The sequence below is a fragment of the Variovorax paradoxus EPS genome (genome assembly GCF_000184745.1).
GTDB lineage: Bacteria > Pseudomonadota > Gammaproteobacteria > Burkholderiales > Burkholderiaceae_C > Variovorax > Variovorax paradoxus_C.
The window spans coordinates 1,066,654-1,089,635 of the sequence record NC_014931.1 but is presented as its reverse complement, the minus strand read 5'-3'; the positions used below and the strand labels follow the sequence as shown (position 1 = coordinate 1,089,635).

Here is a 22,982-nt window from a genome sequence, read left to right as displayed (position 1 = left end):
GTTGTATCGCGCGGCTCATGCGTCATGACCGGCCTCCTTTTGTTGTTTTGGGTTGTGACTGAGCAAGATCGCCAATCGCTTGCACCACGCGTTCCATCTTCATGAAGCGCGAGCCCTTGACGAGCACGCTGCCGACCAGCGGCAGGCGGGCGAGCACGGCGGCATGGAGCGCTTCGTAGTCGTTGAAATGACGGCCGTTGTCCGCATCCTGGAAAGCGGCGATGGTGTGCGCGGTTTCGGTGCCGAGCGTGTAGACGGCCTCGATGCCGCGCCGCTTCGCCCAGGCGCCGACCTCGGCGTGGAACTCCGGCGCGCGGTTGCCGACCTCGCCCATGTCCCCCAGCACCAAGAGGTGCGGGCCGGGTAGGCCCGCGAGCACGTCGATGGCGGCGATCACGGAATCGGGGTTGGCGTTGTAGCTGTCGTCGACCAGCGTGAGCACGTGCTTGTTCGACAGCACGACCTCGCTGGCCTTGGAGCGGCCCTTCACCGGCTCGAAGGCCGACAGGCCCTCGGCGATGCGGTCGATCGGCACGCCCGCGGCCAACGCGCAGGCGGTGGCGGCCAACGCGTTGCCCGCGTTGTGGCGGCCGGCGATGTGCAGGCTCGCGTCGAAGTTGCCGAGCGGCGTGCGCACGCGAACGGCCCAGGCGCCCTGCTTCCATTCGGCGCTCTCGAGCGAGATGTCGGCGCCTTCGTCTTCGCCGAAGGTCATGCAGCGGCGGGAACCGCCGTCGTGCGCCATGTCGGTCCAGAGCGAGGTGAAGGTGTCGCCATACGGGAAGACGGCCGTGCCGTCGTCGGGCAGCACCGCGAAGACGGCGGCGTTCTCGATGGCGACCGCCTCGACGGTGGCCATGAATTCCTGGTGCTCGCGCTGGGCGTTGTTGACCAGCGCGATCGTCGGGCGCGAGATGGCGGACAGCCGCGCGATCTCGCCCGGATGGTTCATGCCCAGCTCCAGCACCGCGTGCTGGTGGCGCGCGCGCAGGCGCAGCAGCGTCAGCGGCACGCCGATCTCGTTGTTGAAGTTGCCGGCAGTCGCGAGCGCGCGGTCGGCGCGGAAGGCGACGAGGATCGCCGCGATCATCTGCGTGACGGTCGTCTTGCCGTTGCTGCCGGTGACGGCGATCAGCGGCAGCTCGAACTGCGCGCGCCAGCCGGCGCCGAGCGCGCCCAGTGCCACCAGCGAGTCGGGCACTTCGAGGCCCGCGAGGCCGGCGGCTTCGAGGCCGTGGTGGGCAATGGCTGCGATGGCGCCCTTTTCCTTGGCCTGGGCCAGGAAATCGTTGGCGTCGAAACGCTCGCCCTTGAGGGCGACGAACAGGTCGCCGTCTGCCAGCGTGCGGGTGTCGGTGTGTACGCGCGCGATGACCGTGGCCGGGTCGCCCACGAGGCGCGAACCCGGAATCCATTGCTGCGCTTGAGCGAGCGTCATGTTCAGCGGCGTCATATCCGTCATTCGGAGACCTCCGCGCTTCGCGCTGCGGTATTCGTCTTGGGAGCGGCCCGGCGACTCATGCCGCACCTCGCTTCGTCAGCGCATCCAGCGCGTGGGTCTTGTCGGAGAACGGCAGGCGCTGGCCCGCAATCTCCTGCCAGGCCTCGTGGCCCTTGCCGGCGATCAGCACCACGTCCTGCGGCGCGGCCTGTGCGATCGCGTCGGCGATGGCGGCGGCGCGGTCGGGCTGCACCTGGGCGGCGTCGGAGCGAGAGAAGCCGCGCAGCACCTGGCTGATGATCGCGTCGGGCTTTTCGCTGCGCGGGTTGTCGCTGGTCACGATGACGTGGTCGGCCTGGCGTTCGGCGACGGCCGCCATCATCGGGCGCTTGATCGGGTCGCGGTCGCCACCGCAGCCGAACAGGCACCAGAGCGCACCGCCGCGCTGCTGCGCGAGCGGGCGCAGGCCTGCGAGTGCCTTGTCGAGTGCATCGGGCGTGTGGGCGTAGTCGACCACCGCAAGAGGCGCATTGCCACCGACGCTCACGCGTTCCATGCGGCCGGGCACGCTGGTGAGGTTGGCGCACGCGGCAACAGCCCGCGAGAGCGACAGGCCCAGCGCGCGCAGCGTGCCGAGCACGCCGAGCAGGTTCGCGACGTTGTACTGGCCGATGAGACCGGTGGAAAGACGCTCGACCGACACGCTCCCCTGCTCGGTCACCGAAAACTGCAGGCCCTGCGCGTCGTAGCCGATGTCGCGTGCCACGAGGCGCGCCGGCTTGCCGCCGGCCGACACCGTCCAGACATCGAGCGCGCCGATGCCGGCATCGACCAAGTTCGCGCACAGGCTCGCGCCGTGCATGTCGTCGATGTTGATCACCGCGGCGCGCAGGCCCGGCCAGCGGAAGAGCTCGGCCTTGGCTTCCCAGTAGGCATCCATGCTGCCGTGGTAGTCGAGGTGGTCCTGCGTGAAATTGGTGAACACCGCGACCGCGATCTGCGCGCCATCGAGCCGTCGCTCGGCGATGCCGATCGACGATGCTTCGATGGCGCAGGCGCCGAAGCCGCGCTCGACCAGCGCGCGCAGTTCGCCCTGCATCATCACGGGGTCGGGCGTGGTGAGGCCGGTGTAGGTGAGATCGGGTGGCACGCCGATGCCCAGCGTGCCCATCACGGCGCAGGGCGACGGCGCGCTGCGCTCCGTGGTCCCGTCGGGCCGCATCGCGCGAACGCCGCCGGCCGCGCGCAGCGTCGAAAGCGATTCGGCCAGCCACCACGCGGTGGAGGTCTTGCCGTTGGTGCCGGTCACTGCCAGCACGTCGAGCAGCGCCGAGGGGTTGTCGTAAAAAGCCGAGGCGATCGGGCCGGTCGCGGCCTTGAGCCCGGGGTAGCTCGCGATGCGGTCATCCTCACCGAAGCCGAAGGCATCGACGCCTTCGTGCTCGACCAGGCAGGCCGCGGCGCCCTGCGCCAGCGCGGCGGCCACGTGCTTGCGCCCGTCGGTCGCGGCGCCGGGCCAGGCGATGAAGCCGTCGCCCGCGCCCACCGGACGGCTGTCGGCATGCAGCGCACCCTGCACGCGCTCCTTGAGCCAGAGCGCGGCCATTTGGGGGGAGGTGAGTGTCAGCATGCTCAGAAGCTCTCGTCGACGCCCTGCGTCATCACAAGGGGTTTGACCGCCAGATCGGGCGCGACGTTCATCATGCGCAGCGTCTGCTGCACGACTTCGCTGAACACGGGCGCTGCCGCAACGCCGCCGAAATACTGGCCGTCGCTGGGCTCGTCGATCATCACCGCGACGATGATGCGCGGCTTCTCGATGGGCGCCATGCCGGTGAACCAGGCGCGGTACTTGTTGCTTGCGTAGCCCTTGCCGACCTGCTTGTGGGCCGTGCCCGACTTGCCGCCGACCGAGTAGCCGACCGTCTGCGCGCGCGTGCCGGTGCCGCCGGGTCCGGCGGCCATCTGCAGCATCTTGCGCACCGCCAGCGCATTGGAGGGCGAGAACACCCGCACGCCGACCGGCGGCTCGGAGTTCTTCAGGATGGTGACCGGGATGATCGAGCCGTCGTGCGCGAACGCCGTGTACGAGTGCGCCATCTGGAACAGCGATGCCGACAGGCCGTAGCCGTAGGCCATGGTGGCCTGCTCGACCGGCTTCCAGGTCTTCCATGGACGCAGCCGGCCCGTCACGGCGCCGGGGAACTGGATCTGCGGCTTCTGGCCGTAGCCGAGCGCGGTGTAGGTGTCCCACATCTCGTGCGGGGTCATCTTCTGGGCGATCTTGAGCGCGCCTACGTTGCTCGACTTCTGGATCACGCCCTCGACCGTCAGCGTGCCGTAGTTGTGCGTGTCGCTGATGGTGAAGCCGCCGAGCTGGTATCGGCCGGGGCCGGTTTCGATCAGCGTCGAAGGCTTCACGCGGCCGGCTTCCAGCGCCATGCCGACGGTGATGGGCTTCATCGTCGAGCCGGGCTCGAAGGTGTCGGTGACGGCGCGGTTGCGCAGCTGTTCGCCGGTGAGGTTCTGGCGCTTGTCGGGCACGTAGCTCGGGTAGTTGGCCAGCGCCAGCACCTCGCCGGTGATGGAGTCGAGCACCACCACGCTGCCGGCCTTGGCCTTGCGCGCGGTCACCGCGTCGCGCAGCTTCTGGTAGGCGAAGAACTGCACCTTGCTGTCGACGCTCAACTGGATGTCCTGGCCGTCCAGCGGCGGCACGATGTCGCCCACGCCTTCGACCACGCGGCCCAGGCGGTCCTTGATGACGCGGCGCGAGCCCGCCTTGCCGGCCAGCTCCTTGTTGAACGCGAGCTCGATGCCTTCCTGGCCGCTGTCTTCGACGTTGGTGAAGCCCACCACGTGCGCGGCCGCCTCGCCCTCGGGGTACTGGCGCTTGTATTCCTTGCGCTGGTAGATGCCCTTGAGGTTCATCGCGGCGATCTGCTTGGCGATGGGTTCGTCGACCTGGCGCTTGATCCAGACGAAGGTCTTGTCCTCGTCCTGCAGCTTCTTGTCGAAGTCCTTCTGCGGCATCTCGAGCAGCTTGGCCACCAGCTTGAGCTTGGCGCGCACCTCGGGGTCGTCGCGCTCGATGTCTTCCGGAATCGCCCAGATGCTGGGCGCCACCACGCTGGAGGCGAGGATGAGCCCGTTGCGGTCCAGGATGCGGCCGCGGTTGGCAGGCAGCTCGAGCGTGCGCGCAAAGCGCACTTCGCCCTGCCGCTGGAAGAAGCTGTTGTTGAAGACCTGCACGTACGCGGCGCGCCCCGCCAGCCCGAGGAAGCCGAAGGCGATGCCCGCGACGATGAACTTGCTGCGCCACACCGGCGTCTTGCTCGCGAGCAAGGGGCTGGTGGTGTAGCGAACGCTGCGGTCGCGACGGCTCATCGTGCAGCCCCCCTGGCGGTGGTGGCGGCCGGCTTCGGCGGCACGACGGGCGGCAGCGGCGCGATGGCCGGAATCACCGAACCGTCCGGGCGCACGTACTGCGTGATCGCCGGCGTGGTGGTGCGCATCTGAAGCTGCTCCTTGGCGAGCTTCTCGACGCGCAACGGCGTGGCCTGCGCACGCTTCTCGACTTGCAGACGGTCGTGGTCGGTTTCGAGACGGCGAGCTTCCTGCTGCACGCGGTCGAGCTCGGTGTAGAGCTGGCGCGAGCGGTACTGCGTATGGACGAGATAGAGCGACGTCGCGATGACGGCCATCAGCAGGAGCAGGTTCAAGCGGGCCATGATCAGTTGGCCTCGGTGCGTTCGGCGACGCGCAGGATCGCGCTGCGCGAGCGCGGATTGCCGCGCACTTCGTCTTCGGACGGCTTGATGCGCTCGAGCGCGTTGAGCTTCATCACCTTGGGCGCAGCGAAGGGCGCCCGGCGGTCGTAGACCTCTTTCGAGTGCTTGGCGATGAACTGCTTGACGATGCGGTCTTCCAGCGAGTGGAAGCTGATCACCGCGAGCCGGCCGCCGGGCTGCAACACGGACAGGCTCGCCTCTAGCGCCTGTTGCAGCTCTTCAAGCTCGGCGTTGATGAAAATCCGAAAAGCCTGAAATGTGCGCGTTGCAGGGTTCTGGCCCTGCTCGCGGGTTTTGACCGTGCCAGCCACGAGCTCGGCCAGTTCGGTGGTGGTTGAAATTGGGCCCCGTTCTTGTCGGCGAGCAACAATCGCCTTTGCAATCTGAACAGCAAACCGTTCTTCGCCATAGTCACGGATCACCTCTGCAATCTGCTGAAGTTCGGCCGTTGCCAGCCACTCGGCCACGCTCTCGCCGCGCGTGGTGTCCATGCGCATGTCGAGCGGGCCGTCGAATCGAAAACTGAAGCCGCGCACCGGGTTGTCGATTTGCGGCGAACTCACGCCCAGGTCCATCAGCAAGCCGTTGACGCTCGCATCGGGCAGCTCGCCCAGCGAACGGAATCCCTGGTGCCGGATAGAAAAACGCGCATCCGAGATGCGCGCTGCTTCGGCCACTGCTTCCGCATCCTTGTCGAATGCGATCAGCCTGCCTTCCGGCGCCAGCCTCGCGAGGATCGCCCGCGCGTGCCCTCCCCGACCGAAGGTGGCGTCCACGTAGGTGCCGGTGGCTGCCGTGCTGCCGGAAAGAAGGGCTTCCACCGCTTCGTTCAGCAAGACGGTCGTATGGGTCCATGGGGTGTTCACGTGGGTCCTCAGAACGCGAAGTCCTGAAACACATCCGGCATCTCGCCCTGGGTGGCCTCGGCCTCCTTGGCCTCGTACGTGGCCTTGTCCCAGAGTTCGAAGTGGTTGCCCATGCCCAGCAGCAGCGTGTCGCGTGCGATGCCGGTGGCGGCGCGCAGCTCGGGCGAGACCAGGATGCGGCCGGTGCCGTCCATCTCGACGTCCATCGCGTTACCGAGGAAGACGCGCTTCCACCACTGCGCCGACATCGGCAGCGCGGCGATGCGCTCGCGGAATTTTTCCCATTCGGGACGGGGGAACACCATGAGGCACCCATGCGGATGCTTGGTGATCGTGAGCTGGCCGCCTGCCGTCGCGCTCAGGACGTCACGGTGCCGGGTCGGCACGGAGAGCCGCCCCTTGGCATCCAGACTGAGCGATGAAGCGCCTTGAAACACGACCACAAACCCCTGTGTTGGGAGGTACTGCAATGCCCGAAAGAGGCACTACCCGCACTTTTTCCCACTTAACTGCACTTTTTTGCACTGTAGCAGGAAACACTTGGGGCGCAACTGGCCGCTGGTGGTATTTTTTGTAATGGAATCAACGACTTAGCGCCGATTCCAAAACCTCGGAATCGGCGAATTTCGTTGAAAATGAAGTACTTAGCTCACGCAGTGAAAGTAAAGCGTGAAGCATTCCCCCGTTACAGGGGGAAGAAGAAGCTGCTTCAGAGGATGAAGCGCGAGAGGTCTTCGTCGTGACTTAGTGCCGCAAGGCGCTCGTCGACGTAAGCGGCATCGATGCGGATCGTCTGACCCTCGATGCGGGCCGCGCCGAAGCTTACCTCATCGAGCAGGCGCTCCATCACGGTCGACAAACGGCGCGCGCCGATGTTCTCGGTGCGCTCGTTCACCTCGAAGGCGATGCTCGCCAGGCGGGTCACGCCGTCGGGTTGGAAATCGAGCGTCACACCCTCGGTCGCGAGCAGCGCCTGGTACTGTTTCACGAGCGATGCGCGGGTCTGCGTGAGGATGCTTTCGAAGTCCGACACCGAGAGCGATTGCAGCTCGACACGAATCGGAAAACGCCCCTGTAGCTCGGGGATCAGGTCGCTCGGCTTGCTCAGGTGGAACGCGCCGCTCGCGATGAACAGCATGTGGTCGGTGCGCACCACGCCGTACTTGGTGGTCACGGCCGTGCCCTCGACCAGCGGCAGCAAATCGCGCTGCACGCCTTGCCTCGACACGTCGGAGCCCTGCGCTTCGCTGCGCGTCGCAACCTTGTCGATCTCGTCGATGAAGACGATGCCGTTCTGCTCGGCGTTGGTGATCGCCTGCGCGCGGATCTCGTCCTCGTTGACCAGCTTGGCGGCCTCCTCGTCGATCAGGAGGCGCAGCGCCTCGGCGATCTTGAGCTTGCGCGTCTTGCGCTTGCCGCCGCCCATCTGGCCGAACATGCCGCGCAGTTGCTCGGTCATTTCCTCCATGCCAGCGGGGCCCATGATTTCGAGCGGCGTGCGGGTCTCGGCGAGGTCGAGTTCGATTTCCTTGTCGTCGAGCTGGTGCTCGCGCAGCTTCTTGCGGAAAGCCTGTCGCGTGGGATTGGGTCCATCGATTGCCGCGGTCGCGCCGTCGGCACCGCGCGCCGGGGGCAGCAGCACGTCGAGGATGCGGTCTTCGGCCGCGTCCTCGGCGCGCGCGCGCACCTTGGCGCTCTCGGATTCGCGGGTCTGCTTGACGGCGATTTCGGCGAGGTCGCGAATGATCGAATCGACGTCTTTTCCAACGTAGCCCACCTCGGTGAACTTGGTCGCCTCGACCTTGATGAAGGGCGCATCCGCCAGGCGCGCGAGACGGCGGGCGATCTCGGTCTTGCCCACGCCCGTCGGGCCGATCATGAGGATGTTCTTCGGGGTGATTTCGCTGCGCAGCTTCTCGTCGACCTGCTGGCGGCGCCAGCGGTTGCGCAGGGCGATGGCCACCGCGCGCTTGGCGGCGGGCTGCCCGACGATGTGGTTGTCGAGCTCGGAAACGATTTCATGGGGGGTCATGGACATGGTCAGAGCGCTTCCACCGTGTGGTTCATGTTCGTGTAAATGCAGATTTCTCCGGCGATCCCCAGCGATTTGCGCACGATCTGCTCGGCCGAAAGGTCGGTGTTCTCGATCAGTGCCTTGGCCGCCGACTGGGCATACGCACCGCCCGAGCCGATGGCGATCACGCCGTCTTCGGGTTCGAGAACGTCGCCGTTGCCGGTGATGATGAGCGAGGTGGTGGCGTCCGCCACGGCCAGCATGGCCTCGAGCTTGCGCAGTACGCGGTCGGTGCGCCAGTCCTTGGTGAGCTCGACCGCCGCCCGGGTGAGGTGGCCCTGGTGCTTTTCGAGCTTGGCCTCGAAGCGCTCGAAGAGCGTGAAGGCGTCGGCGGTGGCGCCGGCAAAGCCGGCCAGCACCTTGCCGTGATAGAGGCGGCGCACTTTGCGCGCCGTGCCCTTGATGACGATATTGCCGAGAGTGACCTGCCCGTCCCCGCCAATGGCGACTTGGTCGCCTTGAGGGGTCTTGCGGCGCACGCTCACGATGGTGGTGCCGTGAAACTGTTCCATCGCAGCCATCTGGGGATGGCCGAGGGCAATGCAACCCCGAAACAGGGTGGTTTCAGTTCTTTCGAACGGCTACGGTTGCGTGGTCGGTAATGCCCACGAGCCCGAACAACGCAGCGATCAGCCGGTGCGCATCGACGAACTGCACCCGCTCGCCATCGGCATCCCGCGCCCGCACCCAGCTCAGCAGCGTGCCGGCGGCGGCGAGATCCATGCGCAGCAGCGCCGCGCATGAAATGACGGGCGCCGTGGTGTGGCGCAGGTCGGTGTCCAGCCGCTGCCACGCCGACAGCGATTCGCCCCGCAAATCGCCCGCCAGCGCGGCAAAGCCGGTGTCGTGCGTCGGGAAGCTCTCCGATTCGGCACTCGACAGCAGCGACCACACCGAGCTGCTGCGGCTCGGCGGCGGCGCGGCGAGCGCGGTGCATTCGCCGATCGGGTCCTGCCAGGACGGCGGCGACACCTCGTAGGTGATGCAGTAGTTGAGCGCCACCAGTTCGAAATCGTCGGGCAGGTGCATCACCCGCAGCGCGGCCAGATGCAGTTGCCACCAGACGTCGTCGGTGCCGCGTTCGTTGTTGGGCGCCGCTTCGGCCAGCACCGCCAGCAGTTGCGCGGTGCCGATGAAGCGCAGCTTGACCGGCGAATCGGCCCAGTGCGTCAGCAGCACCCGCAGCGGCGCGGCAGCTTCGGGTTCGATGGCGGTCAAGGGGCGCCAGTCGAGCGTCCAGACCGAACCGGCCTGCGACAGCGCGCGCGTGAGGCTCATCAGCCCTTCGCGGGACAGGCGCGCGGGGCTGCTCCAGTCGGCCTGGGCACCACCGCCCTCGCCCTGCTCTGCCGCATCTTCGCTCGCAGTCACCGCCTTCACGCTGCGCGCTAGGTCTTCGAGCGACACCCAGTCGGGGCCCATGCGCTTCATGCGCTGCGCATAGCGCATGCGGGCGGCCGCGAACTTGGCGGCATCGCCGGTGGCGCGGTACAGGTCGAACAGGGTGCGCCAGCGGCTGTCGTCGCGCTCGGCCGCGGCGTCGTTCTCGCCGTCGGCGGCCGGCGCGCTTTCGGAGGCCAGGGCCTGCAGCAGGATCGCCTCGGCGCCGGCGTCGTCGCCATGGGCAAAGCGGATCACCGCTTCTTCGAGCGCGCCGTCGTGCGCCAGCCGGGAAGACAAGAGCGGCGGCGCACCGCCCGCAGCAACCGCACCCGCGACTTCGACGGGCGCCGCCACAGCCGCGACGGCGCGGTGCACCGGGGGCGGCTGAAGCAGATCGTCGACATGCACCGGCGGCAGCGTTTCGGCGCCGGCATCGGGCGGCGGGTTGACCAGCGTCTCGCCGTTCGGGCCGCGGCCCTTCCACCACTGCTGCGACATCTGCTCTTCGATCTCGTCGATCTTCTTGAGCGTGAGCGCGCGGCCCTCGGACTTTTCCGAAGAGCTGTTGATGTTGAACGACGAGGGTGTGACCGTTCCCTCGAAGGCATGGGCGGCCGCTTCGCGCTGTCGGAGCTTGCGAAGCATGTCGAACTCGCGCCGGCGAACGAAATCGTTGCGCTGGCGCCGCTCGATCATCTCCTTGAGCATCTCCCGGCTGTAGGTCTGCTCGGGGAGCGAGGAGTCCGACGTCGTGGAGGAAGGCGCATCCAGCTCCGACCAATCCTTGAGCGGATTGCGGACAAACTTGGCCACCTTCGAGAAAAGACGGCCCGATTCTTCCTTTGGCATTCGGTGAAGACTATCGAACGGGCTGGGGTTTATCTACCTTGACCCGGTTCAATCCCCGAACATTTTCTGCTTGAGTTCGCGGCGCTGTTGCGCCTCGAGCGACAGCGTGGCGGTCGGGCGGGCCAGGAGGCGGCCGACGCCGATCGGCTCGCCGGTCTCGTCGCAGTAGCCGTAGTCGCCGGCGTCGATGCGCTGGATCGACTGCTCGATCTTCTTGAGCAGCTTGCGTTCGCGGTCGCGGGTGCGCAGTTCGAGGGCGTGTTCTTCCTCGATGGTCGCGCGGTCGGCCGGATCGGGCACGACCACCGTGTCTTCACGCAGGTGCTCGGTGGTCTCGCCGGCGTTTTCCAGGATGCCGCGCTTGAGTTCTTCGAGCTTCAGGCGGAAGAACGCCATCTGCTTTTCGTTCATGTACTCGGTGTCGGGCATCGCGATGACTTCGGCATCGGTCAGCTCGGCGGCCGACTTGGTCTTCCAGTTGTTCGCGAGCTTGGGGTCTTTCTTGACGGCCAGCGGCGGCGGCGGCACCAGCGCGGTGGACGGTGCTTGCGAGAAGCTGGACTTCGCGGCGGTCGATGCCACGGATTGCGGCATCGAGGGGACGGTCAGTTGCGACAGCCGGGACACACGGCCCCCACGCGCGGCGGGTGCGGGCGTGGCGGTTTGAGCGGGCATCGAGGGTGTCGCCGGGGCGGAAGAGGAGGCGGCAGCCGTTTTTTTCATGGGGATCGGGGGAGCAGAAGGAACGGCAGCAGGGCGGCCGACGGGTTTGGATGACGATGGACCCGTGCCTGCGGTCTTGGTTGCTGTTGCAGGCTTGGCGGGCTTGACGGACTTCTTTGTCGCAGCGGTGGCGGCCTTGGCCGGTGGTGCTGCGGGCTTTTTGGACGCGCTTTTCTCCTTCGTTGCAGGCGCCTTCGCGGTGGCGGAAACCTTGTTCGCCGCGGGTACAGCCTTCGCAGCCGTCGCCTTCTTTGCGGCGGGCTTGGATGCTGGCGTGGCCTTGGCGGCGGGTTTCTTCACGGTGACTGGCTCCTTGGACGAACTGGAACGCGCTTTCACTGGGTGTCTCCTCCCATGGGAACCACTCGCGGCTTTCGTGCCGCGCGGGCTCCACGTTGTCGGGGTGCTCGCGGTTGCGAACCCCGGGGTTATACCCCCGAAAGCCCTACAGAAACCCGCGGCGCCCCGTGCCGGAAGTCACATCTCGTCCAAGAGGACTGGGTGTGGCTCCCGGAACAGGCGCGCGATTGTATAGAGAACTCGAAACCGCGGGCGATGTGTCTGCATGCCGGTTGGCTCCGGTAGCATCGGCCCGCGTCGCCGGAGGGGGTGACGCGGGGCTGCCGCTCCCTCGGGGCGGCGCGGGCCCATCCGATCATTCGATAAAAGAAAGCAAGCCTTGAGCAAGAAAGTAGTTTTGGGAGCCGTGGCCGCGGCCATCGTCGTCGCCTACGGAGGGAGCACCTGGTGGACCGGATCGAAGGTCCGTTCGATCTACGAGACCGCGCTCGACGAGATGCCCAAGCAGACCGCGCTGGTGCGCGTGACCGAGCGCAAATACGAGCGCAACTTCTTCGGTGCCGTGAGCACCGTGACGCTGGAAATCGGCTGTGCGGCCGATGCCGCCACCGCCCCGGCCGTGGCGCAGGCGCCCGCCGCCAAGCCCGCGGAAGGCGAGGAGCCGCAGGAGGAAGAAGACGGCGACGAAGCGGACGCCAAGCCGCCCAAGCCCCTGCGCATCACCATCCGCGACACCATCCACCACGGCCCGATCGCCGGCGGCAAGTTCGCGGCGGCCACCATCGACAGCGAGCTGGTGCTCGACATCAAGGGCCAGGCGCAAGCCGAGAAGTTCTTCGGCAAGGCCAAGCCGCTGACGGCATTCACCAAGGTCAACTTCGACGGCAGCTACGCCATCGACATGGCGGTCGCGCCCGTCAAGCTGGCCGAAGAAGGCAAGGGCGAATTCGCCTGGCAGGGCGCGCAGGCGCACATCGAAGTGAACGCCGCCCGCACCAAGGCGCGCTACGACATGACGATGCCGGGCCTGGACTTCAACTACGCGGCCAAGGGCGTGCAGATGAAGATGGGCAAGATCACGGCCAAGGCCGACATGGACGGCAGCGCGGGCTGGATCCTGGCCACCGGCAAGACCGAGGGGCGCCTGGACGCCTTCGAGTTCTCCGCCACCAAGGGCCTCGGCGGCAGCGCCGATGCCGACGCGCCGGCCGGCACGCACAAGCCCGTGAAGGTGCTGCTGCAGAACGTCGACCTGAACGGCGAAGCCACGATCAAGGACGGCCTCTACGCCTCCGAAGGCACCCTCAAGGGCCAGGGCAAGATCGGCGAGACCAGCATCGACAAGTTCGAGATGTCCAGCGGCGGCCGCCGCATCCACGCCGCCGGCTACAAGAAGCTGGCCGACGCCTACCTGCAGTCCAGCGCGGCGGCAGGCTGCGGCAAGAGCAGCAAGGCCACCCAGGCCGCGATGAAGGCGCTGGCCGACCAGCTCGCCCCCGATCTGAAGGCCATGGCCAAGTACAGCCCCGAATTCGGGCTGGACAAGATGGTGGTCGAGATCGGCGGCAAGCGCGGCGAACTCAGCTACACCGCCGGCATGGTCGGCGTGACCGACGAAGACCTGCAGGCCCCCGGCATGGCCCTCCTGATGAAGCGCGGCGTGTTCAAGGCCAATGCGCGGCTGCCGGTGCAATGGCTCGAGCAGATCGCCGCCACCGGAGCCGAGAGCGGCCAGACGCCGCCGCCCGAAATGGTGGCGGGGCTGGTCGAGCAAGGCGAGGCCAGCGGCTTCGTCAAGCGTGACGGCGAACATGTCACCGGGCAGGTCGAGTTCAGCGAAGGCAACCTGAAGGTCAATGGCAAGCCACTGACCGAACTGGGCAAGTAAGCCCCTGCCAGACCTGCCAGGCCATGAAAAAGGCGCTGTCCCTTGCGGGGCAGCGCCTTTTTCCTTGGATAAATCAGCAGCGGGCCGTCGTCACAACAGGCACTGCTCGAGCCCCTGCTCGAGAATTTCGCGCGGCAGCTCGATGCCGATGAACACCATGCGGCTCTGGCGGTTTTCGTCCTTGCCCCACTCCGGGCCCAGGTCGCTGCCCATCAACTGGTGCACGCCCTGGAAGATCACCTTGCGCTCGGTGCCCTTCATGTTCAGCACGCCCTTGTAGCGCAGCATGCGCGGGCCGTAGATGTTGACGATCGCGCCCAGAAAGTCTTCGAGCTTGGCCGGATCGAAGGCGCGGTCCGCCTTGTAGACGAAGCTCTTGACGTCGTCGTCGGTGTGGTGATGGTGGCCGTGGCCTTCGTGCTTGTGCGAGGGGTGATCGCACGCCTCGCCATGGGCGTGGTCATGCCCAGCGTGGTCGTGGTGATCGTGGTCGTCTTCCTTCAGGAAGTCCGGATCGATGTCCAGCTTGGCGTTCAGGTTGAAGCCGCGCAGGTCGAAGATGTCCTTGAGCGGCACATCGCCGAAGTGCGCCTTCTGTTGCGGCGCACGCGGGTTCATGTGCTTCAGGCGATGAATCAGCGCCTCGGTTTCCTCGGCCGACACCAGCTCGCTCTTGCTGATGAAGATCTGGTCGGCAAAACCGACTTGGCGGCGCGCTTCCTGGCGGTCGTTCAGTTGCTGCGGCGCGTGCTTGGCGTCCACCAGCGTGAGGATCGAGTCGAGCAAATAGCTCTCGGCGATTTCGTCGTCCATGAAGAAGGTCTGCGCCACCGGGCCGGGGTCCGCGAGGCCGGTGGTCTCGATCACCACGCGGTCGAAATCCAAGAGGCCCTGGCGCTTCTTGGCGGCCAGCAGTTGCAGCGCCTCGCGCAGGTCTTCGCGGATCGTGCAGCAGACGCAGCCGTTGCTCATCTGCACGATCTGCTCTTTCGATTCGGTCACGAGGATGTCGCTGTCGATGTTCTCTTCGCCGAACTCGTTCTCGATGACCGCGATCTTCTGGCCGTGGGCCTCGGTCAGGATGCGCTTGAGCAACGTGGTTTTGCCCGAGCCGAGGAAGCCGGTGAGGATGGTCGCGGGGATGAGGGCCATGAGGGGTGCTCCGAAGCGGAAAAACTAAAAAACGGGGGTGGCGGGCAGTTTAGCCAATGCCACTGAGTTGCGTTGCCGAAGGGGTCAAGCGGCCTTTTCAGGCGGGCTTTCTCACCACCACCAGGCCCTTCAAATACTCCCCTTCCGGGAATTCGATCGTCATTGGATGGTCGGGTGCCGCACCCAGGCGTTCGCTGATGTAACCGTCGACATTCGCATCCAGCCCGGCCGAGGCCACGATCTTGTGGAACAGGTCGGCGGAGATGCCGCCCGAGCACGAGAAAGTCAGCAGCACGCCGCCCGGCTCCAGGATCTTGAGCGCGAGGCGATTGATGTCCTTGTAGGCCCGCGCCGCGCGCTCGGCATGCGCCGCCGTGGGCGCGAACTTCGGCGGATCGAGCACGATGGCATCGAAGGTGCGGCCCTGGTCGATGAACTCGCGCAGCACGGTGTTCACGTTCGCATCGAGAAACTCGGTCTTCACGCCCGAGCCTTCGCCGCCGAAGCCGTTGAGCGCGATGTTGGCCCGCGCGAAGTTCAGCGCCGGCTGCGACGAATCGACCGACACCAGTTCGGCCCCCTCGAGCGCTCCCGCGGCCTTCAGCCCCGCCAGCGCCGCGACGGTGAAGCCGCCCGTGTAGCAGAAGCAGTTCAGCACGCGCTTGAAGCGCCGGTGCTTCGCGAGTTCGGCAAAGCGCTGGCGGCTGTCGCGCTGATCGAGGTAGAAGCCGGTCTTGTGGCCGGTCGCGATGTCGAGCGAGAGTTTCCAGTCGTGCTCGCGGATCGTGATTTCGGTGGCGCCCTCCCCGCGCAGCCAGCCCGTGACCGGCTTCAGGCCTTCGCGCTCGCGGCCGCTGGCGTCGGAGCGCTCGTAGAACTTCGTGAGGCCCGTGGCCGTGAGCAGCGCATCGACCAGCACGTCTTTCCAGCGCTCCACGCCGGCCGAGAGGAATTGCGCGACCAACGTGTCGCCATAGCGGTCGACGATCAGCCCCGGCAGCCCGTCCGCCTCGCCATGCACCAGCCGCACGCCGTCACTCTGCAGATCGAAGAGGCCGCGCGCACGCACGGCGCGCTCGCACACCGACGCGAGAAACGCGGCGTCGATGCGCTGCGTTTCGACAAAGCTCCAGGCCCGCGCACGGATCTTGGAGATCGGGCTGAACGCCGCCCACGCGAGGAACGCGCCGTCGTGCGATTCCACGCGCACCGTCTCGCCCGAGTCGGCACCGCCGCGCGCGATGGCGGATTCGAAGACCCACGGATGGCGGCGCTGCATCGAGCGCTCTTTGCCGGGTTTGAGGCGAAGGGTTTTCATTTTTTTACCTGGCTTGCTTGCTTGCTTACTTATTTGTCTTTGTCGGTCCGGGCCTTCGCGCGCGGATGCGCCGCGTCATAGGCCTTCGCCAGATGCTGGAAATCCAGCCGCGTATAGATCTGCGTGGTCGCGATGTTCGCGTGCCCCAGCAGCTCCTGCACCGCGCGCAGGTCGCTGCTCGACTGCAGCACGTGGCTCGCGAACGAGTGCCGCAGCATGTGGGGATGCACAGGCGCGGCAAGGCCGGCCTTCAGGCTGCGTTCGCGCAGCAGCTTCCACACCGCCTGCGACGACATCCGCGCGCCCTTGCTGCTGACGAAGAGCGCGGGCACCGAACGGTCGCCGCGCACGTCCAGCCACTCCTGCAGCGCCTCGGCCGCCTTGCTGCCCACCGGCACGATGCGGCGCTTGCTGCCCTTGCCGAGCACGTTGGCTTCCTTCGCGTCGAGATCGACCCAGCCGAGCGCCGTGTTGCTCGCCTGTGCATCGAGCCCCGTGAGTTCGCTCACGCGCAGGCCGCAGCCGTAGAGTATTTCGACGATGGCGCGGTCGCGCGCTTCGATCCACGGGTCGGCGTCTTCGTCGTGCAGCTCGGCCAGCTGCACCGCATCGTCCACGCCCAGCGCCTTGGGCAGCGGCCGGCCGGCCTTGGGCGCATGCACGTCCTGCACCGGGTTGAAGCCGATCAGGCCTTCATGCCCGAGCCAGCGGTAGAAGCTGCGCCAGCACGACAGCACCAGCGCAATGCCGCGCGGCTCGCGACCGGCGCTGTGCAGCTTGGCCATCCAGCGCCGGATGTGGGCGGTCTGCACGCGGTCCAGCGGCAGATTGGCCTCGGCCGCGTTTTCCCTCAGCGCCTGCAGGTGAAAGGCGTAGAGCTCGACCGTGCGCGCCGCGAGCCGGCGCTCCACGCGCACATGCTCCAGGTACTTCGCGATCCAGTCCGGCACAGCGGATGCGGTCGGCTCAGAAGAGATAGCCATGGCCGGCATTGTTGATGATGGCTGCCGGCTCGCGCAATGCGCCCTTGAACAGCATGCCCCAGCGGCGCCAGCACGAAGTGGGCGCGGCGGCGTACTGCACGTCGAAGGTCTGGTCGAACCCGCTCATGCGCACCAGCCGCTCGACGCGCCACAGGTGATACGGCTCCGACACGATCACCACGCTGCGCACCCCGGCCGCCTGCAGTAGCGGGCGCGAGAGCGAAAGATTCAGCCGCGTGGACGTGGACGCGGGCTCCTGCAGCATCGGCCCCGCAAAGCCCAGGCCTTGCGCGTGCTGCTGCATCACGTCGGCCTCGATGCGTCCGTCTTCCTTGTCGACGCCGCCCGTGAACACCAGTTGCTTCACCCGCCCGGCCTGCGCCAGCGCAATGCCGGTATCGACGCGGCCCGTGAGACAGGGATTCGGCCTGCCGTCGAGGTAGGCCCGGCTCCCCAGGATCAGCGCCGCATCGGCGGGCCTTTGCGGCGGGTTGTCCAGCAGCTCGTCGGCGCGCTTCCAGATGACGGCGGCAATCGCCGCATAGACCAACGCCAGAACCAGCAGCGCGCCGAGCAGCGCGACCTGCCACGGCCGGCGCAGCCAGCGCGGCCGGTTCAAGGACGCAGCCGCGAGAGGCCGCCCGAGGCCAGCTCGGCGATGCGCTCGAGAAAATCGGTGCCCATCTCGGCGTTGAAGCGCTGTGCGTCGGGCGATGCCAGCACCAGCAAGCCGAAGGCCGGCGATTCGGCATCGGCGCGCAGCGGAATCAGCGCGATCGACATCGCAGCCTGCGGCTCCGGCAGCCAGTTGGCGGCCTCGAAGCCCGAGTTCAGGCCGCAGTACGGCGAAGTGAGCGAAGTGGCCAGCGCCTTCACGTCGTCGCTCACCCACTGGGCATAGGCTTCGTTGAGGTAGTCGCTGCTGCAGTCCCACACCTTGATCGCCGTCTGCGGCACCAGGAACAGCGACTGCAGATCGACCGCGATCCGGTACGGCAGGCTGCGCGGGTCGCGCGTGGTCAGCAAGCCGCTGGTCCAGCGCTGCAGCCGGTCGGCAATGACGACGTTCTCGGTGCCGTGGCGCACCATGTCCATCAGGCGATGCTCCAGCGCCTTGATCTTCTCGCGCAGCATCTCGGCCTGACGCTCCTGCAGGCTCACCGCGCGGTTGCCGTGCGGGCTGGTGAGCTGCACCTGCGCCAGCAACTGGGCATGGCGCTCGAAGAAGTCGGGCGTGTTCGCCAGGTAATTGGCGATGTCGTCTTCGGTGATCGGGTTCATGGCGTCGTTGTCGTGAGTGGAATTGGTCATGGCTGTTCCGAAATTTCGGGTACTTCGGGCACGTCGGGTACGTCGATGTCGCCCTCGAACACCGTCGTGGCCGGGCCCGTCATGAGCACCGGCTGGCCCTCGCCCTGCCATTCGATCGTGAGGATGCCGCCGTGCGTCTGCACGTCGACGCGTGACTCCAGCAACCCGAGCCGGATGCCTGCGACCACCGCCGCGCAGGCGCCCGTGCCGCAGGCCAGCGTTTCGCCGGCGCCGCGCTCGAACACGCGCAGCTTGATATGGGAGCGATCGACCACCTGCATGAAGCCCGCGTTCACCCGCTGCGGAAAGCGCGGGTGGTGCTCGATCTGCGGGCCCTGCTCGGCCACCGGCGCGGTGTCGACGTTGTCGACCACCTGCACCGCGTGCGGATTGCCCATCGAGAGCACCGCGACCGACACGATCGGGCTGCCGGCCCGGGTGCCCAGCGCCAGGTGCCACTTTTCCCAGGAACCATCGGGCTGTGCATCGAGCCCGGCGGTGTCGAAGGGCACGCGCGCGGCCTCGAAGATGGGGGCGCCCATGTCGACCGTCACGCGGCCGTCGGCGCCCATGCGCGGCTCGATCACGCCGGCCAGCGTCTGCACGCGCACCTGGGTCTTGTCGGTGAGCTTGTGCTCCTTCACGAAGCGCATGAAGCAGCGCGCGCCGTTGCCGCACTGCTCGACCTCGCCGCCGTCGGCGTTGTGGATCACGTATTGAAAGTCGATGCCTTCCGCGGGCGATGGCCGCACGGTGAGGATCTGGTCGGCGCCGACGCCGAAATGGCGGTCGGCCAAAAAGCGGTACTGCGCGGCACTGAGGCCCAGCGTGCCGCGGGTTTCGTCCAGCACGACGAAATCGTTGCCGGCGCCCTGCATCTTGGTAAAGCGGATTCGCATCGGGGGATTATCGCCACCGGCACCGCCGGTGACGACCCGGCGGCGCCAAACCCGCTACAGCGACAGGAAGTGATGCACCTCGGGCTTGTCCGGCCCGATGTGAAAGCGCAGCGCCTCGGCCTGCAGGTCGGCATCGGCGTGCGACACGCGGTGGTGCTGGCGCAGGTGCTCGGCCCACGACTCCACGAGGAACCACTCCATCACCCGTTCCGCGTCGTTCGTGTGCTCGTGCACGCCCCAGGCGTAGGCGCCGTCGCGGCGGCGCTCCAGCGAGAGCTTCTTCATCGCCGCCATGAAGGCCGGCCGGTCTTCCTTGCGGATGCGGTACTCGACCTGGATCATCACGGGCCCGCGGTCGTGCGCCACGGGCTCGGCCAGCAGAGGCTCGGGCCAATGGTTCGAGGCCTGCAGGTCGGCCTCGCCGGCGGGCAGCCGCACGCGGTGGAACACGAGGCCCATCACCACCAGGCCCACCGCGCCCGCCACCAGCGTGGCCGGCACGCCGATCTGCTGCGCGATCAGGCCCCAGCCCAGGCTGCCGGCCGCCATCGCGCCGTTGAACACCGTCAGGTACACGGCGAGTCCGCGCCCGCGCACCCAGTTCGGCAGGATCGACTGCGCCACCCCGTTGAGCGTGGTCAGCGCAATGATCCAGCCCAGGCCCAGCACCAGCAGCATCAGCACCGCGAGCCACTGCGGCGGCGCGAACACCAGGCCGCCCATCACCGCGGCCGTGAGCAGCGAAGCGAGCAGCAGCATGCCGTCGGCATCGAGCCGGGCGCGCAGCCGCGGCATCACCAGCGCGCCGCCGATGGCGCCCGCGCCCACCGCGCCGAGCAGGATGCCGTAGAAGCTCGCCGTGCCGCCGAGCATCTGGCGCGCCACCAGCGGCAGCAGCGCCCACACCGAGCTCGCGAACAGGAAGAACACCGCCGCGCGCAGCAGCACCACGTGCAGTTCCTTGCTGGCCCGCGTGTAGCGGATGCCCGCGCGGAAGGCGCCGAAGAAGTTCTCCGACAGCCCGCTGTCGACCGCCGCCGGGCGCTTCCACCACAGCAGCGCCGCGATCACGAACACATAGCTCAGCACGTCGAGCCCGTAGGTGGCGGCCGCGCCGAAGCTCGCGAGGATCAGCCCGCCCGCCGCCGGCCCGATGGAGCGCGCGATGTTGATGCCCAGCGAGTTGAGCGCCACCGCGCCCTTGAGCTCGCTGCGGGGCACCAGCTCCGGCACGATCGACTGCCAGGTCGGCCCCATCAGCGCCGCGCCGATGCCGCCCACGAAGGTCAGCGCGACCAAATATTCGACCGTGAGCGAACCGGTGTGCGAGAGCACCAGCAGCGTGCCGCTCACCGCGCCCAGCATCACCTGCACAAAGATCAGAAAGCGCCGCCGGTCGAGGATGTCCGACAGCACGCCCGCCGGAATCGCCAGCAGGAAGATCGGCAGCGTCGCCGCCGTCTGGATCAGCGCCACCGCCGTCGGGCTCGCCGACAGGTCGGTGACGAGCCACGAACTGGCCACGTCGCGCATGAAGCTGCCGATGTTGCCCAGCACCGTGGCGGCCCACAGCACCGCGAAGACCGGCTGGCGCAGCGGCGCGAAGGCGCCGGCGGATTTTTGAGGCTCAGTCATCCTGGCGCTCCTTGAGATCGAGCCAGGCGACGAGCAGAAAGCCGCCGACCAGGCCCAGGTGTTCGAAGAAAGAGTTCGCGGCCATGAAGCGCTCGGGGCCCACCGGCATTTCCCAGAAACGCAGCGCGACGAAGGTTGCCATCAGTGTGAAGCCGCCGAGCGCGAGCGCGCCGAGCCAGCGCCAGAAGCCGACGAGGATGAGCACCGCGGCGCCCAGTTCCAGCACGATCACCGCCACGGCCAGCGGGCCGGCCGGCGACAGGCCGAAGTGATTCATCTCGCCGATGGCGGCGTCGAAGTCCATCGCCTTGTTCAGGCCGCCCTGCAGGTAGGCCGCGCACAGCAGCAGCAAGGCGATCCAGCGCACGGCGGGCGAAAGGGTCCAGTGCATCGTCTTCATCACACCGCCCAGCAGGCGCAGCCGAGCGCGCCCCAGAAGCTTTTCAGGTCGGCAATGGGCAGCTTGCTGCTCCATGCCGTCGCGTGCTGGTGGCCGTGCACGTTGCAGTCGTTGGCGCAGGCGCAGGCTGCCGCCGCGTTGCGCATGACCTTCTGCAGCGGTGCGCCTTCGGCCGTGTCGGCCCAGCCGGCATAGCCGCCGAAGGTGCGCGCGGGCGACCAGTCGGGCATGGCCGGCGGCAGCGTGCCTTCGTCGTGCGCGGCGAACGGGCCGGCGCCGTAGACCACCTTGCCGCCCACCATCGTGAGCAGCGCGGTCGTGTCGGCGATCTCCGATTCGGCGCAGGCGAAGAAATCGCGGTCGGGCACCACCAGGTCGGCGAGCTGGCCGGCCTCGATGCGGCCTTTCTTGCCCTCTTCGTTCGAGAACCAGGTGACGTTCTCGGTCCACATGCGCAGCGCGCCCTCGCGGTCCAGGCAGTTGCGTTGCGGGTAGAGCTGCATGCCGCCCACCGTCTTGCCCGTGACCAGCCACGACAGCGACACCCACGGGTTGTACGAGGCCACGCGCGTTGCGTCGGTGCCGGCCGAGACCTTCATGCCGCGCTCGAGCATGCGCTTGACCGGCGGCGTGGCCTCGGCCGCGCCGGCGCCGTAGCGCTCCACGAAATACTCGCCCTGGTAGGCCATGCGGTGCTGCACCGCCACGCCGCCGCCGAGCGCGGCGATGCGGTCCATCGACTTCTCGGAAATCGTCTCGGCATGGTCGAAGAACCAGTTCAGGCCCGCGAGCGGCGTGTCCTTGTTGACCTTCTCGAACACGTCGAGCGACCGGCTGATGGTTTCGTCGTAGGTCGCGTGCATGCGCCACGGCCAACGGTTCTGCGCCAGGATGCGCACCACGCCTTCGAGCTCGCCTTCCATCTCGGGCGCCATGTCGGGACGCGGCTGGCGGAAGTCTTCGAAGTCGGCCGCCGAGAACACCAGCATCTCGCCCGCGCCGTTGTGGCGGAAATAGTCGTCGCCTTGCTTGTACGTCGAGTTCGCCGTCCAGTTCAGGAAGTCTTCCTTCTCGGCCTTGGGCTTCTGCGTGAAGAGGTTGTAGGCGAGGCGAATGGTGAGTTGGCCGTCGTCGTGGAGCTTGCGGATCACTTCGTAGTCGTCGGGGAAATTCTGGTTGCCGCCGCCCGCATCGATGGCGCCGGTCACGCCCAGGCGGTTGAGCTCGCGCATGAAGTGGCGCGTCGAATTGAGCTGGTAGTCGAAGGGCAGCTTCGGTCCCTTGGCCAGCGTGGCGTAGAGGATGGCCGCGTTCGGCTTGGCCAGCAGCAGGCCCGTGGGGTTGCCGGCGCCGTCGCGCACGATCTCGCCGCCGGGCGGCGCGGGCGTGTCCTTGGTGTAGCCCACGGCGCGCAGCGCGGCGCCGTTGAGCAGCGCGCGGTCGTACAGGTGCAGGATGAACACCGGCGTATCGGGCGCCACCGCGTTCAGCTCGGCGATGGTCGGCAGGCGCTTCTCGGCGAACTGGTGCTCGGTGAAGCCGCCCACCACGCGCACCCACTGCGGCGCGGGCGTGATCGCCACCTGGCGCTTGAGCATGCCCATCGCATCGGCCAGGCTCCGCACGCCGTCCCAGCGCAGCTCCATGTTGTAGTTCAGCCCGCCGCGAATGATGTGCAGGTGGTTGTCGATGAGCCCCGGCAGCACGCGCTTGCCCTCGAGGTCGATCACGCGGGTGTGGCTGCCGGCCAGCGGCAGCACGTCTTCGGCGCGGCCCACGCGGGTGAAGCGGCCGTCCTTGATCGCCACCGCGTCGGCCGTGGGATTGGCGCGGTCCAGTGTGGTGAAGCGGCCGTTGCGCAGGATGAGGTCGGGGGTGGGGTTCAGGGTGTTGGCCATGGTCGATGCGGGTGCGAGGGAGGTTGCGGCAAGGGCGCCGAGGGCGCCAAGCAAATGGCGGCGTTGCGGGT

At 67.5% G+C, this 22,982-nt stretch carries 20 protein-coding genes; 1 reads left to right on the top strand and 19 read right to left on the bottom strand.

All coding sequences use genetic code 11. The features are described 5' to 3' along the window. Positions 1 to 22: 22 nt before the first annotated feature. From VARPA_RS04865 to dksA, 10 genes are all read right to left on the bottom strand, one after another. Positions 23 to 1,462 carry a UDP-N-acetylmuramoyl-tripeptide--D-alanyl-D-alanine ligase gene (locus tag VARPA_RS04865; protein WP_013539438.1) on the bottom strand — a complete coding sequence of 480 codons (1,440 nt, stop codon included), beginning with the start codon at positions 1,460 to 1,462 and terminating at the stop codon, positions 23 to 25. A 55-nt stretch (positions 1,463 to 1,517) separates the two neighbouring features. Then, the gene (locus tag VARPA_RS04860; RefSeq protein ID WP_013539437.1) at positions 1,518 to 3,071 is read right to left on the bottom strand and encodes a UDP-N-acetylmuramoyl-L-alanyl-D-glutamate--2,6-diaminopimelate ligase; all 1,554 of its coding nucleotides are present in this window, start codon (positions 3,069 to 3,071) and stop codon (positions 1,518 to 1,520) included. Positions 3,072 to 3,073: 2 nt separating this feature from the next. Continuing rightward, positions 3,074 to 4,828: a peptidoglycan D,D-transpeptidase FtsI family protein gene (locus tag VARPA_RS04855; protein ID WP_013539436.1), complete on the bottom strand. Its 1,755-nt coding sequence runs from the start codon at positions 4,826 to 4,828 to the stop codon at positions 3,074 to 3,076. After that, positions 4,825 to 5,172, bottom strand: a complete 348-nt coding sequence (ftsL, locus tag VARPA_RS04850; RefSeq protein ID WP_013539435.1) for a cell division protein FtsL — start codon at positions 5,170 to 5,172, stop codon at positions 4,825 to 4,827. The genes VARPA_RS04855 and ftsL overlap by 4 nt, the downstream gene beginning before the upstream one ends. Positions 5,173 to 5,174: 2 nt before the next feature. After that, positions 5,175 to 6,098 carry a 16S rRNA (cytosine(1402)-N(4))-methyltransferase RsmH gene (gene rsmH, locus VARPA_RS04845; RefSeq protein WP_013539434.1) on the bottom strand — a complete coding sequence of 308 codons (924 nt, stop codon included), beginning with the start codon at positions 6,096 to 6,098 and terminating at the stop codon, positions 5,175 to 5,177. Positions 6,099 to 6,106: 8 nt separating this feature from the next. Then, positions 6,107 to 6,535 carry a division/cell wall cluster transcriptional repressor MraZ gene (gene mraZ / locus VARPA_RS04840; protein WP_013539433.1) on the bottom strand — a complete coding sequence of 143 codons (429 nt, stop codon included), beginning with the start codon at positions 6,533 to 6,535 and terminating at the stop codon, positions 6,107 to 6,109. A gap of 272 nt (positions 6,536 to 6,807) precedes the next feature. Continuing rightward, complete coding sequence (gene hslU, locus VARPA_RS04835; RefSeq protein ID WP_013539432.1) at positions 6,808 to 8,136, bottom strand: ATP-dependent protease ATPase subunit HslU; 1,329 nt, start codon at positions 8,134 to 8,136, stop codon at positions 6,808 to 6,810. Between the two features lie 2 nt (positions 8,137 to 8,138). Then, positions 8,139 to 8,684: an ATP-dependent protease subunit HslV gene (hslV, locus tag VARPA_RS04830; protein WP_013539431.1), complete on the bottom strand. Its 546-nt coding sequence runs from the start codon at positions 8,682 to 8,684 to the stop codon at positions 8,139 to 8,141. Between the two features lie 52 nt (positions 8,685 to 8,736). After that, positions 8,737 to 10,404 (bottom strand): STAS domain-containing protein, encoded by a 1,668-nt coding sequence (locus VARPA_RS04825; RefSeq protein WP_013539430.1) that lies wholly within the window; start codon positions 10,402 to 10,404, stop codon positions 8,737 to 8,739. A gap of 48 nt (positions 10,405 to 10,452) precedes the next feature. Next, positions 10,453 to 11,427, bottom strand: a complete 975-nt coding sequence (gene dksA / locus VARPA_RS31545; protein WP_234975032.1) for an RNA polymerase-binding protein DksA — start codon at positions 11,425 to 11,427, stop codon at positions 10,453 to 10,455. A gap of 379 nt (positions 11,428 to 11,806) precedes the next feature. On the opposite strand from dksA, the gene VARPA_RS04810 reads away from it, so the two are divergent. After that, positions 11,807 to 13,315, top strand: coding sequence for a YdgA family protein (locus tag VARPA_RS04810; RefSeq protein ID WP_234974943.1), 1,509 nt, complete (start codon positions 11,807 to 11,809; stop codon positions 13,313 to 13,315). Between the two features lie 90 nt (positions 13,316 to 13,405). Here the strand turns inward: VARPA_RS04810 and VARPA_RS04805 are convergent, their stop codons facing one another. The 9 genes from VARPA_RS04805 to VARPA_RS04765 form a co-directional block, all read right to left on the bottom strand. Beyond that, complete coding sequence (locus tag VARPA_RS04805) at positions 13,406 to 14,467, bottom strand: CobW family GTP-binding protein (protein ID WP_013539427.1); 1,062 nt, start codon at positions 14,465 to 14,467, stop codon at positions 13,406 to 13,408. 97 nt (positions 14,468 to 14,564) lie between these two features. Then, positions 14,565 to 15,785, bottom strand: a complete 1,221-nt coding sequence (locus tag VARPA_RS04800; protein ID WP_013539426.1) for a class I SAM-dependent rRNA methyltransferase — start codon at positions 15,783 to 15,785, stop codon at positions 14,565 to 14,567. 29 nt (positions 15,786 to 15,814) lie between these two features. Beyond that, on the bottom strand, positions 15,815 to 16,768 hold the full coding sequence (locus VARPA_RS04795) for a tyrosine recombinase XerC (RefSeq protein ID WP_013539425.1): 954 nt from the start codon (positions 16,766 to 16,768) through the stop codon (positions 15,815 to 15,817). Next, positions 16,752 to 17,387 (bottom strand): YdcF family protein, encoded by a 636-nt coding sequence (locus tag VARPA_RS04790; RefSeq protein ID WP_013539424.1) that lies wholly within the window; start codon positions 17,385 to 17,387, stop codon positions 16,752 to 16,754. The genes VARPA_RS04795 and VARPA_RS04790 overlap by 17 nt, the downstream gene beginning before the upstream one ends. Then, complete coding sequence (locus tag VARPA_RS04785) at positions 17,384 to 18,079, bottom strand: DUF484 family protein (protein ID WP_013539423.1); 696 nt, start codon at positions 18,077 to 18,079, stop codon at positions 17,384 to 17,386. Before VARPA_RS04785 ends, VARPA_RS04790 begins: the two co-directional genes overlap by 4 nt. Then, positions 18,076 to 18,978 (bottom strand): diaminopimelate epimerase, encoded by a 903-nt coding sequence (dapF, locus tag VARPA_RS04780; protein WP_013539422.1) that lies wholly within the window; start codon positions 18,976 to 18,978, stop codon positions 18,076 to 18,078. The genes VARPA_RS04785 and dapF overlap by 4 nt, the downstream gene beginning before the upstream one ends. Positions 18,979 to 19,032: 54 nt before the next feature. Continuing rightward, positions 19,033 to 20,613, bottom strand: a complete 1,581-nt coding sequence (locus tag VARPA_RS04775) for an MFS transporter (RefSeq protein WP_013539421.1) — start codon at positions 20,611 to 20,613, stop codon at positions 19,033 to 19,035. After that, a complete protein-coding gene (locus VARPA_RS04770; protein ID WP_013539420.1) occupies positions 20,606 to 21,013 on the bottom strand; it encodes a DoxX family protein in 408 nt (135 codons plus the stop codon). The genes VARPA_RS04775 and VARPA_RS04770 overlap by 8 nt, the downstream gene beginning before the upstream one ends. Beyond that, positions 21,013 to 22,911, bottom strand: a complete 1,899-nt coding sequence (locus VARPA_RS04765) for an amidohydrolase (protein ID WP_041942775.1) — start codon at positions 22,909 to 22,911, stop codon at positions 21,013 to 21,015. Before VARPA_RS04765 ends, VARPA_RS04770 begins: the two co-directional genes overlap by 1 nt. Positions 22,912 to 22,982: the final 71 nt, after the last annotated feature.